The organism is Alterirhizorhabdus solaris (assembly GCF_007785815.1).
In the GTDB taxonomy this organism is placed as follows: domain Bacteria; phylum Pseudomonadota; class Alphaproteobacteria; order Sphingomonadales; family Sphingomonadaceae; genus Alterirhizorhabdus; species Alterirhizorhabdus solaris.
On sequence record NZ_VNIM01000004.1, the window covers coordinates 64,086 to 79,010 of the forward strand.

Sequence of the window (14,925 nt, forward strand, 5' to 3'; positions counted from 1 at the left end):
GAGAGGATGACCGACCATGACCGAATCGGGCCTGCAACCGTGGTGGATCGTCGCCCGCAGCGAGGAAGTGACATCCAGAGAGCCGCTGTCGGTTGATATCGGCGCGCAGCCGCTGGTATTGTGGCGCGATGCCGAGGGGATCGCGCGCGCGCTGGAAGATCGCTGCCCGCACCGGCGCGCGCCGCTGTCGCTCGGCTGCATCAGGGACGATGGCTGGATCCAGTGCGGCTATCATGGCTGGAGCTATGACGGCGCGACCGGCCGGCTCAAGCAAATCCCGAACATGAAGGGCGAACAACGCTTTCCGCCGGTGTACAAGGCGCAGGCGTTCGCGATCGCCGAGAGCGGCGGGTTCGTGCGGGTCTGCCTCGATCCGGCGGCCGCCGCGCCCGCGCCCGAGGTATCCACGATGGCGCTTTCGGGCACCGCGCATGTCGCGATCGAACAAGCCGCCTGGATCGCGGCGCTCTACGATGATCCCGCCCTGCTGATCGACATTCGCGGGGTCCGCTTCACGCCCTATCTCATGTCGGAGCTTCGCGAGGAGGGTGGCCTGCTGGTGATGGAGCGCAGTTGCCAGTGGGCCGGGCTGCACTGGCCCGCGCCGTTCTCGGCTGACTTCCCGATAACCGTGCTGACGCGCTCCGATCCGGCCACCGGACGCACCGAGCTGCCCTTGCGCGACGATCAGTTCACCACGCTGCTCACCGCCGTGATCGCCCCTGTCCCCGCCGCGCGGGGCGTTACGGCCGTTCGCTGGCGTGCCGAGGTGGGCCGGGGGAGCGGACTGCACGGCCGCCTGCTCGGGCTAGGCACGCCGTTTGCCGTGCGGGAAGCGATCGACGCGGCGGCGCTGCGACGGTCGAAGCCGTCCGCCTCGACGCATTACGACGACCTGCGCGCGCGGCTTGCCACATCGTCCACCCCCGGGGCCACCGCCGAGCTTTCCCGCACCCCCGTCGCCGCCTGAGCCAAGGAGACACCCAATGCTCGATATCCTCTCCCGCCCGCAGGATCAGATCGACCTGCAGCACGGCGCCGCCCCCAAGCCGGCCACATCGCTGAACGCGGTCAACAACTGGGTGCCGCACGATATCGTGATGCGCGACAGCTGGTTTCCGATCGCTCACTCCTACGGCATCGGCAAGACGCCGGTACGGCGGGCGATCTACTCGCAACCCTACTTTGTCTGGCGCGAGGGCGGCAAGGCGGTCGCGGCGGAATTTCACCCGGCCGAGGCCCGTATGCGGGAGAAGAGCATCTATACCGACGCCGCCGGGCGCTACCCGGTGATGGAGCATTACGGCGTCGTTTGGGGCTGGTTCGGCAACCCGCAGGCCGCCGATCCGGCGCATCTACCGAGTCTGCCGTTCCTGCCGCCGCAGGGTGGACTGCCTAAATACATGACCGCGACCCAGCGGTTCGACTGTTCGGCGCCGATCAGTCTGGAAAACCTGATCGATCTGACTCACGCGGATTTCCTCCACGCCGATGTCGTGGGCGACGAGCGATCGGACAGCGAGACGATCGAAACATTTTATGACAGCGAGACGATCACGATGGTGCGAACCCTCGTGAACAAATCGGTGGCGCCGATCATGAAGTTCTTCAGCGGCATCCGCCAGCCGACCCAGAACGTGCGGCAGGTGATCCGTATCTACCTGCGCTCGCACTGCGCGATCGCCTATGGCCGGTTCGAGCCGGGGGACGATGTGCCGCTGTTCCACCCCTGCACGCCCGAAACGCGGGATCGCACGCGGATGGAGATGGTGATGAACACCTCCAACGCCGGGCTGCTGTTCCGCCACATCATGCCGATGGCGGGCTACAAGGTATCGCGGCAGGACAGTTCGATGACCTCGCCGCAAAGCCCGCGCTACATGCGGCCCACGGCGCGCAAGGATCTCCACTCCCGGTTCGATGCGCCGGGGCAGCGTTATCGCTTGCTGATGCAGGATCTGGCGGCACGTCAGGCGGGTGGCGATTTCGCCTATCGCGACAATGTGAGCGAGGATTGCAGCGACATCATCGGGTTGCGTAAGGAACTGTTCCGCTTCTAGAAACTGCACGACGACGACGGGAGCCAACGGCGCGCGGCGGCCGCTTACATCTCCCGCCGCCGCGCGCTAGGCCGAGGTCAACCTTCCACCCGCCGCATCGCCGCCACCCCTTCGCCCCAGCCGTGAAGGCGTGTCCACAGGCTGGCGCGGGTGTGGGCGAAATTGTGCATGTGGGCCATGCGCGGGCAGACATAGACGGTGACGTCGGTGCTGCTCCGGTAAGCCTTTGGCTCGGCCCAGGGGTCGGGCACCACGTCGCGCTCGCCGTTGGCGACCAGCACCGGCACCGTGATCGCCGCCGCCTCCTGCGCGACGGCGCCGGGCGCCACCATGTAGACCCCGCACGGCGGGGTCGTGGCGGATCGCCATGCCGGCAGCGGGTCGCCGGTGCCGGCGGTCGCCGCCATATCCAGCGCCACGATGTCGGCCGGGGCGTCGTCCCAATGGAAGGCCCAGCGGAACGGATGTTCGCCCCCGGCCGCCGCTGCCTCCAGCGCCGCGCTATCGCCCAGCCTGATGCCCCCGGCCACCGCCAGCGCCGCCGCGTTGAGCACCTGTGGGCTGTCGAGCGAGCTACGCCGGGCGATCCACGGCCACGCCACCGCCGGCGCGCCTGGCCGCGTCGGCACGATGGTGTGGATCGCCGAATAGCCGAGGACGCCGATCCCGTCGAACGTGCCGAACTGGCTCTGTGCCACGACGGTGAAGCAGCCGCCCATCGACTGGCCGATGCCGAGCGTTGTCGCCCCGCGTACCGGCGCCAGACCCGGCGCGAGCGTGCCGTCTTCCAGCCGCCGCATCACCTCGGCCACTGTCGCGTGGTTGGCCGCCGCGATGTTGTCAAGATCGAGGGCGTTGCCGTCCGGCACCGTCGATTCGCCGAAACCGAGGTGGTCGACCGCGACGAAGATCCAGCCGCGCGACACATGGAACCCGGCCTGCCCGCCCGCGCCGTCACCCGGCATATCGCCTGGCATATCAAAGGTGAAGTATCGCCGGCCGTAGCCGCCGCCGGGAAAGGCGAAGCACACCACCGGCCGTTCGGTCGGCACCTCGTCGGGCAGGATGATCGTCACGGCGGTCCGCGCAGGGATATCGAGACCGGCCGCCACGGTCACGTCGATGAAGATATCGATCGCCGGCCGCATCAGGATGCCCCCGCGCCGGGATAGGTCGGTGTCGCCGCGGTTACCTGCGCGGACAGCGCGGGCGACATCCATACATGCTCGACATGATGGCCAAGCGTCGCGCGCTCGTCGGTGTAGAAGAACCGCAGGTCGTCCCCCATTTGCCCCTCGAACACCACGATGTGCCTGTCGAAATCGATCGATGCGACATACGCCTCCCAGTTCTCCAGCGGACCGTCGATGCGGATGGCGACATGGTGGAACCGGATCGCCAGATCCGACCCGCCCGGCAGCACATCGCTAAACATCGCCGCGCCGTCGCCGATCGGCTCGATCAGCTCGATCTCGACACCGCCGACGCGGGCGAGCGCGATCTTCAGCTGGGGCCCGTTACCGATCGTGCCGCCAGGCTGCATGTTGGTGAAGTGATAGAAGCCGGGCGCGCCATAGGTCTCCTCGAACAGGCGGGCGGCGGCCATCACGTCGTTGGTGACGTAGGCCACCTGACTGTACTTGCTGTTGGGGCGGGCGAACATGACCGGGGTTTCCTCAGTTGGTGAACAATTTGCCGCCGTCGATCACCAGCGTGTCGCCGGTGTGATAGCGTGCCATGTCGCTGGCGAGATAGACGACCGCGCCCTCCAGATCGGCGGGCTTGCCGGCGCGGCCGAGCGGCGCCCGGGCCGCCACCGACGCGGCGATCATCTCGCCCACGGCCGGATCGGCGAATGTCATCTCGGTCTCGATGAAACCCGGGGCGATCACGTTGCAGCGGATACCGTGCGGCCCCAGCTCCGCCGCCAACGCCTTGGCGAGCGCGTTCAGCCCGCCCTTGGCGATGCCGTAATGCGCGAGGGTGGGAACCCCCTGAAAGATGGAACCGGAACCGCAGATGATGAGCGATCCGCCCGCGTCGCCGACCGCCGCGCGCTTCATCATATGCCGCGCCGCCGCGCGCAGGGTGAAGACTGCGCCGTCGAGATTGATGTCGATCAGGCGGCGATAGGCGGCGCGGTCCATGTCCACGAACGGCACCTGCGCGGCGATGCCGGCGTTGGCTACGACGATATCGACGCGGCCGAACAGAGCCACCGCGCGGGCGATGCCGGCCTCGATCGCGTCGTCGTCGGTCACGTCGATGCTGTCGGCCAGCACGCGCCCGCCGTGCGCGCGCAACGCCTCGGCGGCGGTGGCATTACGGTCGGCGCGACGGCCCCAGATCACCACGTCCGCCCCAGCCCGCGCCAGCCCGCGCGCGAAGCCGAAGCCGAGCCCGGAATTGCCACCCGTCACGAGCGCCACCTTCCCCGTCAGATCGAACATATTTTCGGGCATCGTGATCCTCTCCCCTCACGCCTCATTGTGCGCCGCCCCCGCATCCAGACAATCGGCGACTCCAGTGCGCGAGCGCCATTCGCATCGCTACCGAGCCCCTCACCTAACGCAGCACCGACTGGCGATATTGTGTCGGCGTCACCCCCATCGCCTTCCTGAATGCAGCCGAAAAAGCGGCCGGCGTCTCGAAGCCGCACCGCCACGCGATCTCCTTCACCGGGGGGCGGGCGGCGGCGAGCATCGCCCGCGCCTGCGCCAGACGTCGCGCGGCGGCATAATCGGCAAGCGTCGTCCCCGTGGCCGCCCGGAACATACGAAAGAAATGCCGGGTGGAAAGATCGCACAGCCTCGCCATCTCGGCGACGCCCGGCAGCTTGCCCGGCATCGCGATCAGATCGTCGATCCGCCGCACCTGCGCCGGTGTCAGCCCCGTCGCGCGTTCCGCCGGTCCGGCGGACCGACGCAGATAGCGGCCGATCTCGATCGTCATCTGGTCGCAAAGGGATTGTGCCAGCAACGCACTGCACCAGCCCGGCTGCTCGATCTCGCGCGCCAGCCGCACCAGCGCCTCGCGCACCGGCGGTGATCGCACGTCGAGCGCGGCTTCCAGCGCAACCGCGCCAATGTCGTCGTCCCCGGCGTCGAAGGCGCAGCAGATGGAGGTTTGCTCACCCTCGCCCCACTCGGTATTCAATGCATACCCTGCCGGGACGAACAGCACCTCGCCGAGCGGCCGCAGGCTCCCATGTTCCCCATAAGTGCCGCGCGGCCGGCCCGGCCGATGCGACAGCGCGAGATCGACGAAGGCACGATCGGAGCGGAACACCGCGCTCTGCGGCCCACGGAAGCGATAATGGTGCAACTCCACCGTCGCCCCGGACAGCGCGATCCGGCCGCCGACGTGGCATTGCAACGCCGCCGTGTCCGGCACGTCATAGACTTGCGAGATCGGCATCTGCGGCTCCCGTTTCATGCGGCGGCCTGCCCGATTGGCGGCTGGCGGCGACATTTGGCGCGGGCGCGACACTCACGCGGATTGCGGCGTCCGTCCGTCACGGCACTGTTGCGGGAACAGGCAGGGAGAGCCGAATGACCGCCGGGATAGACATCACCGACCTGCTGCACCCGGTGCGGACGCCGTTGCAGGAGCAGGTCTTTAGAGACGCCGCCGCCGCCGAAATCGCCTTCGATCCCGCTGCGATCCTCGCCGCCGCCCGCGACCAGACCGGCCTCGCCGATTTCGGCGCCGCCGATTTTCACGAGCGGCTGTCTGTCTGGTGCCAGGCGGTCGAGGAGGATGCGAACGCCTCCGGCGTCACCCGCGTCAACCTGTTCCAGATGATGGTGCGCTATGCCGCCACCCGCCTGCGGGTCGAGGATATGATCAAACGTCATCCCGAGATCCTGGACATAGAAATCGAGCAACCGATCATCGTCGCCGGCCTGCCGCGATCGGGTACCACCCATCTGCTCGGGCTGCTCGGCGCCGATACCCGCCTGCGGTCGCTGCCGTGGTGGGAGGCGATCGCGCCCGTCCCCGCGACCGACGAGGCGCCGACACCCGACGACGCCAACCCGCGCTGGACGAAGGCCGAGGCCGGCTGGCGCGCCATGGAGGCGATCCTGCCTTACATGGCGATCATGCATGAGTTCTCGCCCGATCATATCAGCGAGGACATCGAGCTCCAGGCCATCGACTTCTCCTCCTACCTGCTCGAATGGCTGGCCTATGTGCCGCGCTGGCGCGATTACTACCTCAGCCGCGATCAGGCCGGCACTTACGCCTATCTGAAGAAAGGCCTTCAGCTTCTCACCTTCCTGAAAGGCCCGAACCGCTGGGTCATCAAATGTCCCCAGCACATGGAGCAGCTGCCCGCGCTCTACCGGACTTTTCCCGACGCCACCTTCGTCATCACCCACCGCGATCCGGTCGGTTCGATCCGCTCGCAGCTGACGATGGCGACCTACGCCGCGCGCATGCTCCGCAACGCGGTTGATCGCGAAGAGGCCAAGGATTACTGGATTGACCGCTATCGCCGGCTGCTGGAAGCGTGCGTGCGCGACCGCGACGTGTTGCCGCCCGAACAGACCCTCGACGTGTATTTTCACGACTGGATCAGGAACCCGGATCCGATCCTGCGCGAAATCTATCGTAAGGCCAAACTGCCGCTGACCGACGAGACGCTGGTCACGCTCCACGCCTATCTCGAAAAGCATGGCGAGCAGAGCAAGGGCCGGATCGTCTACGATCTGGAGCGCGATTTCGCGATCACCGCGCGCGAGATCCGCCAGGGTTTCGGTTTTTACTTTGATCGCTTCCCGGCCGAGATCGAGGTGGGCTGATCCCCTGCCCGCCGGCAGGTGGCCGGCCGCCATGCCTCACCCACCACCCGTGACGAGACCACCATCGAAAGATCACACCATGCCCGAACTGATCGTCGTCACGCGCGAAGGCGAGGAACGCACCCTGTCGGCCGACGTCGGCCTCAGCGTCATGGAGGTGATCCGCGACGCGGGGATCGACGAGATGCTGGCGCTGTGCGGCGGCTGTTGTTCGTGCGCCACCTGTCACGTTCACGTCGAACCCGGCTTTTTCGAGAAACTGCCGCCGGTCACCGACGACGAGAGCGATCTGCTCGACGGATCGGATCATCGCGACAGCCAGTCGCGCCTGTCCTGTCAGCTGTTGATGAGCGAGGCGCTGAACGGCATGCGGGTGACGCTCGCCAAGGAAGACTGATCGTCGCCAGACGAACCAACGGGAGACAGAGATGCGCCGAAACCACCGCCTGCTGGCGGCCGCCGCGATCGGGGCGGCACTGATCGGCGCCGCGCCCGTGCCCAATTTCAACGACCCCGCCGATGTCGCCGCGATCTTCGCGCTGGAGGCGAGGATCGCCGGCGAGCTGGACGCCGACCGGCTGATCGCCGACTACGCCGAGGACGCGGTGGTGCTCGACACCTTCACCCCGGGCGTGTTTCGCGGACGCGCGCAGATCCGCGACGGTTTCGCCACGCAACTGGCGAAGATCCGGTCGCTCGCGCACACCGCGCCCGAGACGATCGTCGCCACCAACGGCACGTTCGGTTGTGCCGCCATGCAGATCGCCTTCCGGACGGAGATGAAGGACGGCACCCGCTTCACCATGAACCTGCGCCAGCTCGACGCGCTGAAGAAGGTGAACGGGCGCTGGCAGATCGTCCAGCAACATATCTCGCTGCCGCTCGATCCGAAGACGCAGCGGGCGCTGCTCGACGCCCCGATCCAGCCGCGCACGCTCTCATGGTCGGCCCGGCCGGTTGAGGCGCCCTCGACCACGCCGGCACAGGCGAAGGCCGAGATTCGGCTATGGATGGACATCGGCGGCGCCTCGCAGGGGCTGGACATGCTGATGGGCTATTACGGGCCGGGTGACGACCTGCTGGTCTATGACAGCCTTCACCCCCGCGCGCTGATCGGCCGCAAGGAGGTCCGCGGTCATTATGCGGCGGTGATGAACAGCTACAAGGACATCAAGCTCTCGATGCCGATGTTCGTGGCGGACTCGGATGGCGCGATGGGCGTACAGATCAACACGCAGAACATCACGCTAACGCTCAACGACGGCACCGCCAGCAACGTCGCGCTGCGCCAGAGCGATTGCATGCGGCGCATCGGCGGGAAATGGTATTCCTTTCTCGAAATGGTGTCCTATCCGGTCGATCAGGCGGCGATGAAAGGCATGATGACCGGCCCGGGCGCAGCGGAATAGGTCGGCCGTTCAGGAACGGGCCGCCGCCTCGATCCCGTCGAGCAGTTCGTGCAGCCGCACGGCCTCGGCGAAACCGGGGGTTGCGGGCGTGCCCCGGGCGACTGCGTCGGCGAAATGCAGCCATGCCGCGCCGACATTCATCGGCGGATTGTTCCGCAAGGTCGCCGGGGTGCGCCAGGCGTCGGCCGGTATTTCCACTGGCTCCAGCTCCCCCGTGGCGGATGTCCGGTAGAGCGTCAGGTCCGTCATCTGGATGCCCCGCGCACCGGGCGGTCCCTGAATGACGAGGTCGCCGGAATCGCCGCTCACCTCCAGCCACACCCCCGTGCCCGGCGACGATGCGCCCGACAGCCGGACCGAGGCGACCACGCCGTTTTCCAGCACCCCGGCCACCAGCACCTGATCGGCCGAGGTCCGCGTGAGGGGCGCGCCCGTCGCCATCGCGGTCAGATCGCGCAGCCCGGTCTGCACGACGGCCTGCAGCCGGGCGAAGTCGCCGCCGAGTAGCCATGTCAGCGCATCCACGCTGTGGCCGCCGGGAATACTCAGGAAATGCGCGCCGCTCGCCCGGTCCTGCAGATATTCGGTGCCGGGATAGACCGCCGAAATCCAGTCGCTCGAATGAGTCAGCGCGGCACTGCGCGGGGTGCCGATCGCCCCGCTTGCGATCAATGCCCTGGCATGGGCCAGCACCGGCGCGCTGCGCGATTGCAGGCCGACCATATGGACGACCCCCGCCGCCCGCGCCGCCGAGAGCAGGTCGCGCGCCTCCGCCGTGTCCCGCGCCAGCGGCCATTCGCAATAGACGTGCTTGCCCGCCGCGATCGCTGCCAGCACCAGATCGCGATGCGCCGGCACCCGCACGCAGACCGCCACCGCATCCACGTCCGGGTGGGCGATGAGGGCGTGCGGATCGCCGAAGGCGTGCGGAATGCCGAAGGCGTCGGCGGTCGCCCGCGCCGTCTCCTCGCGTGTCGTGGCGACGGCCACCGCCCGCACGGTATCCAGCGCCGCCAGCGCCGGCAGGTGCGCGCCGACCCCCCAGCTGCCCTGAAGATTCGCGCCGATGATGCCGACGCGCAACACGCTTGCCATATCATTCCCCTTCCCAGCGCCGCCTGAGTTGCGCCCCGGTCCGCCGCCTGCGGAGAGCATCGTCGCGCTCTGCCGGCGTCACCGCCGGCGTATCATGCGGCAGGTGATTGCGCAGCCGGTCCAGCCGTACCGGCGTCAGCATCGGCGCGGGGCCGTCGCTCGCCTCGGTCCAGCGTAGCATGATCGCCCCCTCGGTATTGCCGCCGGGATCGAGCCAGTTGGGCACGCCGGGATCATCGAGCGCGATCACCGCGCGAAACCGGCCGTCGTCGTCGAGCCGAGCCTGACCGCCGTTCAGGCTCGACTGCCAGTTCACCCAGTCGATCGTGTTCCACACCAGATCTCCGAGCTGCACGTTCCAGTAGCGCACCCGTGCCGGCAGCGCCGTCTCCAACAGCAGCGCGTAGCCGGGCTCCAGCCGGAACAGACCCTGATAGTAATGCTGCCCGGTCACGCCACCGCGCCCGGCCCAGTCGTCATGCTCGAAGCGGTTCCATAGCCCCCTGGCCATCCAGTCCCGCACCACGCCCAGCCACAGCCCGGCATAGCGGCGCGGATAGGCGGCGAGCGCGGCGAGCCGTTCGGCGACCTCCCCGGGGGTGGAGCGGCGATGATGAAGCGGGCGATCGACCCGCTCGATCGCCACACGGGGATCGCGCCCCCTGCCCCAGTCATACACCGCCTGCCGCATGGTGATCGTCCGCGCGCGGGGGTCGAGCGGGCGCCAGTCGCCGGCCCAGTCGGTCGGCCGCTCCGCGCTGAGCAACAGCTCGAAGAGACCATCGGCGTCGATCGTCAGCGAGTCACCGTCGATCGATCCGAGCGACGGCCCCAAGGTGTCCATCACGCCGAGCCCGCCGGCGACGATATCGAAGAACAGGAACAGTGCGTCGCCGCGCTCGCCGCTGATCCGGTAGGTACCCGCACCGTCCACCGTCGCGGTGCCGTAGATGAAATCCGGGTTGGTCATGCTGCCGTTGAGCAGATTGTTCACCGCCGGGACGAAATCGGGCCGATCGGGATCGGCGAAGGTGGTGAGGAAGCCGCCGGACAGCGCGAGAAACAGCAGCCGCAAAGCCTCCTGCTCAAGCGCCGGATTGGCGGGACGCGCGAGCAGGCCAAGCACCTCCTCGGCCTCCGCCAGCGTCGCCAGATGATCGCGCCAGCCGGGCAGCGCCATCACAGATACGCCCGATAGGCCGCGATGTAGTCGGCATAGACCGTGCGGACACGATCCTCGGTCAAGCCGTAATCGGCGAGTGCATAGACGTGCCGGCCATGCTTGCCGGCGGGATTGTCCGCCACCCAGCGGCCGACGCCCGTCTCCGTCCCGGCGGTAAAGGGGATGCCGGCGAAGGCATACACGTCGCGCACCGTCGCCAGCGGATCGGCGGCCAGATCACGGTAGCGCAGGTCGTGGATCGGCAGGTCGGGATGCGCGGCGCGATACGCCATCATCCGCGCCTGCCCGTCGTGCCACAGGTGCAGCAGTTCCTCGCCCAGCGCGGTGCGATCCTGCCGATCGAACGCGGTCGATCGCAGCACCTCGATCAGCCGGCAGATAGAGGCCATCACCGTCACGGGATCACGATGCGGCTGCACGAACAGCGCATCGGGATAGACGGCGCGCAGTTCGGGCAGGTGATAGGCGTGTTCCTGCACCTTGAGCACCCATCGGCGGCGCGGGTTGCGCCATGCCAGTTGTTGCAGGAACATCCTGTGGACGCGATAGGCGAAGGTTGAATCGCCCGCGAGATACCACGGGTAATAATTGGGGATGCGGAACATCGTGAGCGGGTTCAGGCTGCGGAACGACGTTTCGAGGATCATCCCGTCCTCCTGCGGTATCCACGCGCCGATCGGATGGGCCTTCAGCATGTCGGCCCATTTGCCGGTGAAGGTGGCGGCGACGTAATCGTCGAATGCCCGCGCGCGCGGGTCGCTCGCATAGGTCGCGGCGTCGGGCGGTGGCGAGGGTTGCGCCACCTCCCACGACATCGGCGTGCGGACGCCGGGATCGGCGCCGATCAGGGCGTGCAGCAGGCTGGTGCCGCAGCGGGGCAGGCCGAGGATGAACACCGGCCGCTCGATCCGCACGTCGGCGATTTCGGGGAAACGCAGGCGATCGGCGGCGACGGCGGCAAGCCGGCGCAGATGATCGCGGAACATCGCGATCGCCCCGGCACGCCCCCCGGCGTTCAGGCCGCGCTCGGCCGCCAGCGCCCCCAGCATCGCATCGAGGCCGGGGCGCACGCCCTCGCGCAGGGCCGTCGGCAGCGAAACCTCGGCCAGCAGCGTATCGGCCCCCGGGACATCGCCCGGCACATCGTGAATCTGGATCGTCGCCATCGTCTCTCCTCCGCCTGCGAGCCTAGGGTGAGGCGGGCCGCGCGCTACCCGCCCGACGACAGGTGAGCCGGCCACGGCCGCGTGAAAGGACGCCGGGAACGAGGAGAGTCCGTTGCCGCCATCGCTGCACACCATGTTCGGCCTCCCGGGTCGCGCCGCCATCGTCACCGGCGCGGGGCAAGGCATGGGCGAGGCGATCGCGCGGCTGTTCGCCAGCGTCGGCGCGGCTGTCGCCATATGCGACATCAAGGCGGTCGAGGCGGACGCGGTGGCGCGATCGATCGTCGCGACCGGTGGCACAGCATACGCCTTCGCCGTGGACATGGCGGACGAGGCGCAAGTCGTCGCGATGATGGTGGACGCTCGGAAAGCCCTCGGCCGTCTCGACATTCTGGTCAACTGCGCCGGATTACAGGACCGCAACTACCTCGAAGACACGACCACGCCCTTCTGGGACAGGATGATGGCGGTCAATCTGCGCGGCCCGATGATCGCCACGCGCGAGGCGGTGGCGGTGATGCGGGCGGACGGAACGCGCGGGCGCATCGTCAACATCGCCTCGAACAGCGCCTTCCACGCGATGGCACCCAGCCTGCTGGCCTATTCCACCTCGAAGGCCGCCGTCGCCGGGCTGACCCGCGCCACCGCGATGGAAGTGGTGAAGGACGGCATCACGGTGAACGCGGTCTGCCCCGGCAATACCGCGACGCCGGGGCAGATGACCTCGACCGGCCCGGCCTTTTCGCCCGAGCGGATCGCCGCCTTCATGCCGCCGATCGGCCGGCAGGGCACAGCCGGCGACGTCGCTGCCGCGGTACTTTATCTGGCGGGCGACGCGGCGGGCTTCATCACCGGGCAGACGCTGGTGGTGGATGGTGGCCAACTGAACTGCTGACCACGCCGACGGGCGCTCCGCTTCCTCCCCCCACATTGCGAGTCTCGCCATGACCGAAGCCCTGTCCAAACTCAATTTCCGCGATATCGGCGGCCTGCTCGCAGCAGGCGGGGTGGTGCGTCACGGCATCCTCTACCGTTCCGAAGGGCCGGCCAGCTTCGCGCCCGCCCATCGCGACGAACTGGCCGCGATGGGCATCCGCCTCGTCTGCGACCTGCGCGCCGGCAGCGAGCGCGACAAAGACCCCAACGACTGGACGACGACCGCCCGGCTGATGAACCTCGACATCACCGCCGACCTGCGCGTCGCCACCAACGAAGGCTGGAAGACGCTGCAACATGATCCGACGCTGGCGGCGGCACGGGCGGCGCTCATGGTCAACTACGGCTCGATGCCGGCGGCGATCCGCCCGCATCTGAAACCGTTGATCGAGGCGATCGTCGCGGGGGAGACGCCGGTGCTGATCCACTGCACCGCCGGCAAGGACCGCACCGGCGTGCTGGTGGCGTTGCTGCTCACCGCGCTCGGCGTGCCGCACGATGTCGTGGTGGCTGATTATCGTCGATCGGACGTGTTCGGCAAAAACCTGCGTTTGCGCGGCGGTATTCACGAACAGTTCGAGGAAACCTTCGGCTTCCGCCCCGGAGAGGCGCTGATCGACGCGATGGTCGGCGTCGATGTGGACTTCCTCGATGCCGCGCTGGCGGCGGCGGCGCGCGATCACGGCGACATCGCGGGCTACTTCGTCGCTGCCGGCGTGGACGGGCCACTGTTCGACCGCTTCCGCACGACGATGGTGGCGGAAGCGGGTTGAGCCACCGGCGCTATCGCCCGATCGGGTAGAAGATCGACTTCTCGTGCTGGTATTCGCGCAACCAGTCCGGCCCGTATTCGCGGCCAATGCCGGATCTCTTGTAGCCGCCGATCGGCGCATAGCTCATCTTGCCGGTGCCGCCGTTGATCGCCACGCTGCCGGCGCGGATCTGCAACGCCATCTCGTAGGCGGTGGCGGCGTCGGCGGTGACGATGCCGCCGTTCAGCCCGAAGCGCGAATCGTTGCTGATCGCGATCGCCTCGTCATCCGTATCGAAGCCGATCACCGCGCCGACCGGGCCGAAGATCTCCTCCTGCGCGATCGTCATGTCGTTACGGACATCGTCGAACAGCGTGAGGTCGGTAAAATAGCCCTTATCCAGCCCCGCCGGGCGGCCGCCGCCGTGGACCAGTCGCGCGCCCTCGTCGCGGCCAGTCTGAATGAAACGTTCCACCTTGGCGCGCTGCTGCTCGCGGATCAGCGGCCCCATCAGCACGCCCGGATCGGCCGGATCGCCGATCTTCCACGATGCCGCCACCGCTTTCGCCACCGCCACGAAGGCCGGGCGGACGCTGTTGTGCACCAGCAGCCGGGTCAGCAGCGCGCAGCCCTGCCCGCAGTTGACCGAGAGGATCGCGACCGCACTCAGCGCCGCTTTCTCGACATCGGCGTCGGCCCGCACGATCAGCGCCGATTTGCCGCCGAGTTCGAGGTGGACCCGTTTCAGCGTGGGCGCGGCCTGCGCCATGATCGCGGCGCCCACCCCTTCCGATCCGGTGAAGCTGACGAGATCGACGCGCGGATCGGTGGTGAGCAGATTGCCCACGTCCGGCCCGCCGGTCACCACGTTCAGTACGCCGGGCGGCAGACCGATCTCGTCCGCCACCTCGCCACACAACAACGCGGAATAGGGCGTGAACGGCGAGGGTTTGAGCACCAGCGTGTTGCCGGCCAGCAGCGCCGGCACGATCTTGGCGAGGTTCAGCAGGAACGGGAAGTTGTAGCCGGTGATCCCGGCGACCACGCCCACGGGCTCGCGCACCACGGTGGTGCCGCCGATGATGCGCGGGCCGGCGGGGTTCATCGGATCGGCGACCGTCTCGATCGGTAGGCGCACGCTGTCGTCGCGGCTGGCATGATCGAGCGCGGAGAGCAGGTGGGCGAGCGGCACATCCACCTGCATGGCGTAGGTGATGCCTTGCGCGCAGCCGACCTCCGCGATGATGAGTGCCGCGATCCGCTCCCGCCGGGCGAGAAACGCGGCGTGCATTCGACGCATCACCTCCCCCCGCGCGGCCATCGTCATGCGCGGCCATGGCCCGCTGTCGAACGCCCGGCGGGCCGCCGCGATGGCGGCCTGCGCGGCGGCGGCATCGCCCACCGGCGCCTCGCCGATCACCGCTTCGGTGGCCGGGTTCAGCACCGCGTCGCGGCCGGCGACCGCTTCCCAGCGGCCATCGATATACAGGCGATCGATATCGGTGAACGGCACGTCCAT

General features: G+C 68.2%; 15 protein-coding genes. 7 read left to right on the plus strand and 8 right to left on the minus strand.

Going from position 1 to position 14,925, the window contains the following annotated elements; translation table 11 throughout:
- The first annotated feature begins 16 nt into the window (after positions 1-16).
- Complete coding sequence (locus FOY91_RS02100; protein ID WP_145147627.1) at positions 17-970, plus strand: Rieske (2Fe-2S) protein; 954 nt, start codon at positions 17-19, stop codon at positions 968-970.
- Positions 971-986: 16 nt separating this feature from the next.
- A complete protein-coding gene (locus FOY91_RS02105) occupies positions 987-2,060 on the plus strand; it encodes an aromatic ring-hydroxylating oxygenase subunit alpha (RefSeq protein ID WP_238995182.1) in 1,074 nt (357 codons plus the stop codon).
- 77 nt (positions 2,061-2,137) lie between these two features.
- Here the strand turns inward: FOY91_RS02105 and FOY91_RS02110 are convergent, their stop codons facing one another.
- The 4 genes from FOY91_RS02110 to FOY91_RS02125 form a co-directional block, all read right to left on the minus strand.
- Positions 2,138-3,208, minus strand: coding sequence for an alpha/beta fold hydrolase (locus tag FOY91_RS02110; RefSeq protein ID WP_145147629.1), 1,071 nt, complete (start codon positions 3,206-3,208; stop codon positions 2,138-2,140).
- Positions 3,208-3,723, minus strand: coding sequence for a VOC family protein (locus FOY91_RS02115; RefSeq protein WP_145147631.1), 516 nt, complete (start codon positions 3,721-3,723; stop codon positions 3,208-3,210). Before FOY91_RS02115 ends, FOY91_RS02110 begins: the two co-directional genes overlap by 1 nt.
- A 13-nt stretch (positions 3,724-3,736) precedes the next feature.
- Entirely contained in the window at positions 3,737-4,522 is a 786-nt protein-coding gene (locus tag FOY91_RS02120; RefSeq protein WP_238995183.1) for an SDR family NAD(P)-dependent oxidoreductase, read from the minus strand.
- Positions 4,523-4,625: 103 nt separating this feature from the next.
- Entirely contained in the window at positions 4,626-5,477 is an 852-nt protein-coding gene (locus tag FOY91_RS02125) for a helix-turn-helix domain-containing protein (RefSeq protein ID WP_145147634.1), read from the minus strand.
- Between the two features lie 134 nt (positions 5,478-5,611).
- Here FOY91_RS02125 and FOY91_RS02130 point away from each other — a divergent pair, with 134 nt between their 5' ends.
- From FOY91_RS02130 to FOY91_RS02140, 3 genes are all read left to right on the plus strand, one after another.
- Entirely contained in the window at positions 5,612-6,865 is a 1,254-nt protein-coding gene (locus FOY91_RS02130) for a sulfotransferase family protein (RefSeq protein ID WP_145147636.1), read from the plus strand.
- Positions 6,866-6,944: 79 nt separating this feature from the next.
- The gene (locus FOY91_RS02135; RefSeq protein WP_145147638.1) at positions 6,945-7,262 is read left to right on the plus strand and encodes a 2Fe-2S iron-sulfur cluster-binding protein; all 318 of its coding nucleotides are present in this window, start codon (positions 6,945-6,947) and stop codon (positions 7,260-7,262) included.
- Between the two features lie 31 nt (positions 7,263-7,293).
- Entirely contained in the window at positions 7,294-8,274 is a 981-nt protein-coding gene (locus FOY91_RS02140) for a nuclear transport factor 2 family protein (protein WP_145147640.1), read from the plus strand.
- Between the two features lie 9 nt (positions 8,275-8,283).
- Here FOY91_RS02140 and FOY91_RS02145 read toward each other — a convergent pair whose 3' ends face one another.
- Genes FOY91_RS02145 through FOY91_RS02155 form a run of 3 tightly spaced genes read right to left on the minus strand, consistent with a single transcriptional unit; the run spans position 8,284 to position 11,718 of the window.
- Positions 8,284-9,369, minus strand: coding sequence for a Gfo/Idh/MocA family protein (locus FOY91_RS02145; RefSeq protein ID WP_162527099.1), 1,086 nt, complete (start codon positions 9,367-9,369; stop codon positions 8,284-8,286).
- Between the two features lies 1 nt (position 9,370).
- Entirely contained in the window at positions 9,371-10,549 is a 1,179-nt protein-coding gene (locus FOY91_RS02150) for a hypothetical protein (protein ID WP_238995184.1), read from the minus strand.
- Positions 10,549-11,718 carry a sulfotransferase family protein gene (locus FOY91_RS02155; RefSeq protein WP_145147644.1) on the minus strand — a complete coding sequence of 390 codons (1,170 nt, stop codon included), beginning with the start codon at positions 11,716-11,718 and terminating at the stop codon, positions 10,549-10,551. The genes FOY91_RS02150 and FOY91_RS02155 overlap by 1 nt, the downstream gene beginning before the upstream one ends.
- 112 nt (positions 11,719-11,830) lie before the next feature.
- Here FOY91_RS02155 and FOY91_RS02160 point away from each other — a divergent pair, with 112 nt between their 5' ends.
- Together FOY91_RS02160 and FOY91_RS02165 are read left to right on the plus strand one after the other, a co-directional pair.
- The gene (locus FOY91_RS02160; protein WP_145147646.1) at positions 11,831-12,613 is read left to right on the plus strand and encodes an SDR family NAD(P)-dependent oxidoreductase; all 783 of its coding nucleotides are present in this window, start codon (positions 11,831-11,833) and stop codon (positions 12,611-12,613) included.
- 49 nt (positions 12,614-12,662) lie between these two features.
- Positions 12,663-13,427, plus strand: coding sequence for a tyrosine-protein phosphatase (locus FOY91_RS02165; protein WP_145147648.1), 765 nt, complete (start codon positions 12,663-12,665; stop codon positions 13,425-13,427).
- Between the two features lie 10 nt (positions 13,428-13,437).
- Here FOY91_RS02165 and FOY91_RS02170 read toward each other — a convergent pair whose 3' ends face one another.
- Positions 13,438-14,925, minus strand: coding sequence for an aldehyde dehydrogenase family protein (locus tag FOY91_RS02170; RefSeq protein ID WP_145147650.1), 1,488 nt, complete (start codon positions 14,923-14,925; stop codon positions 13,438-13,440).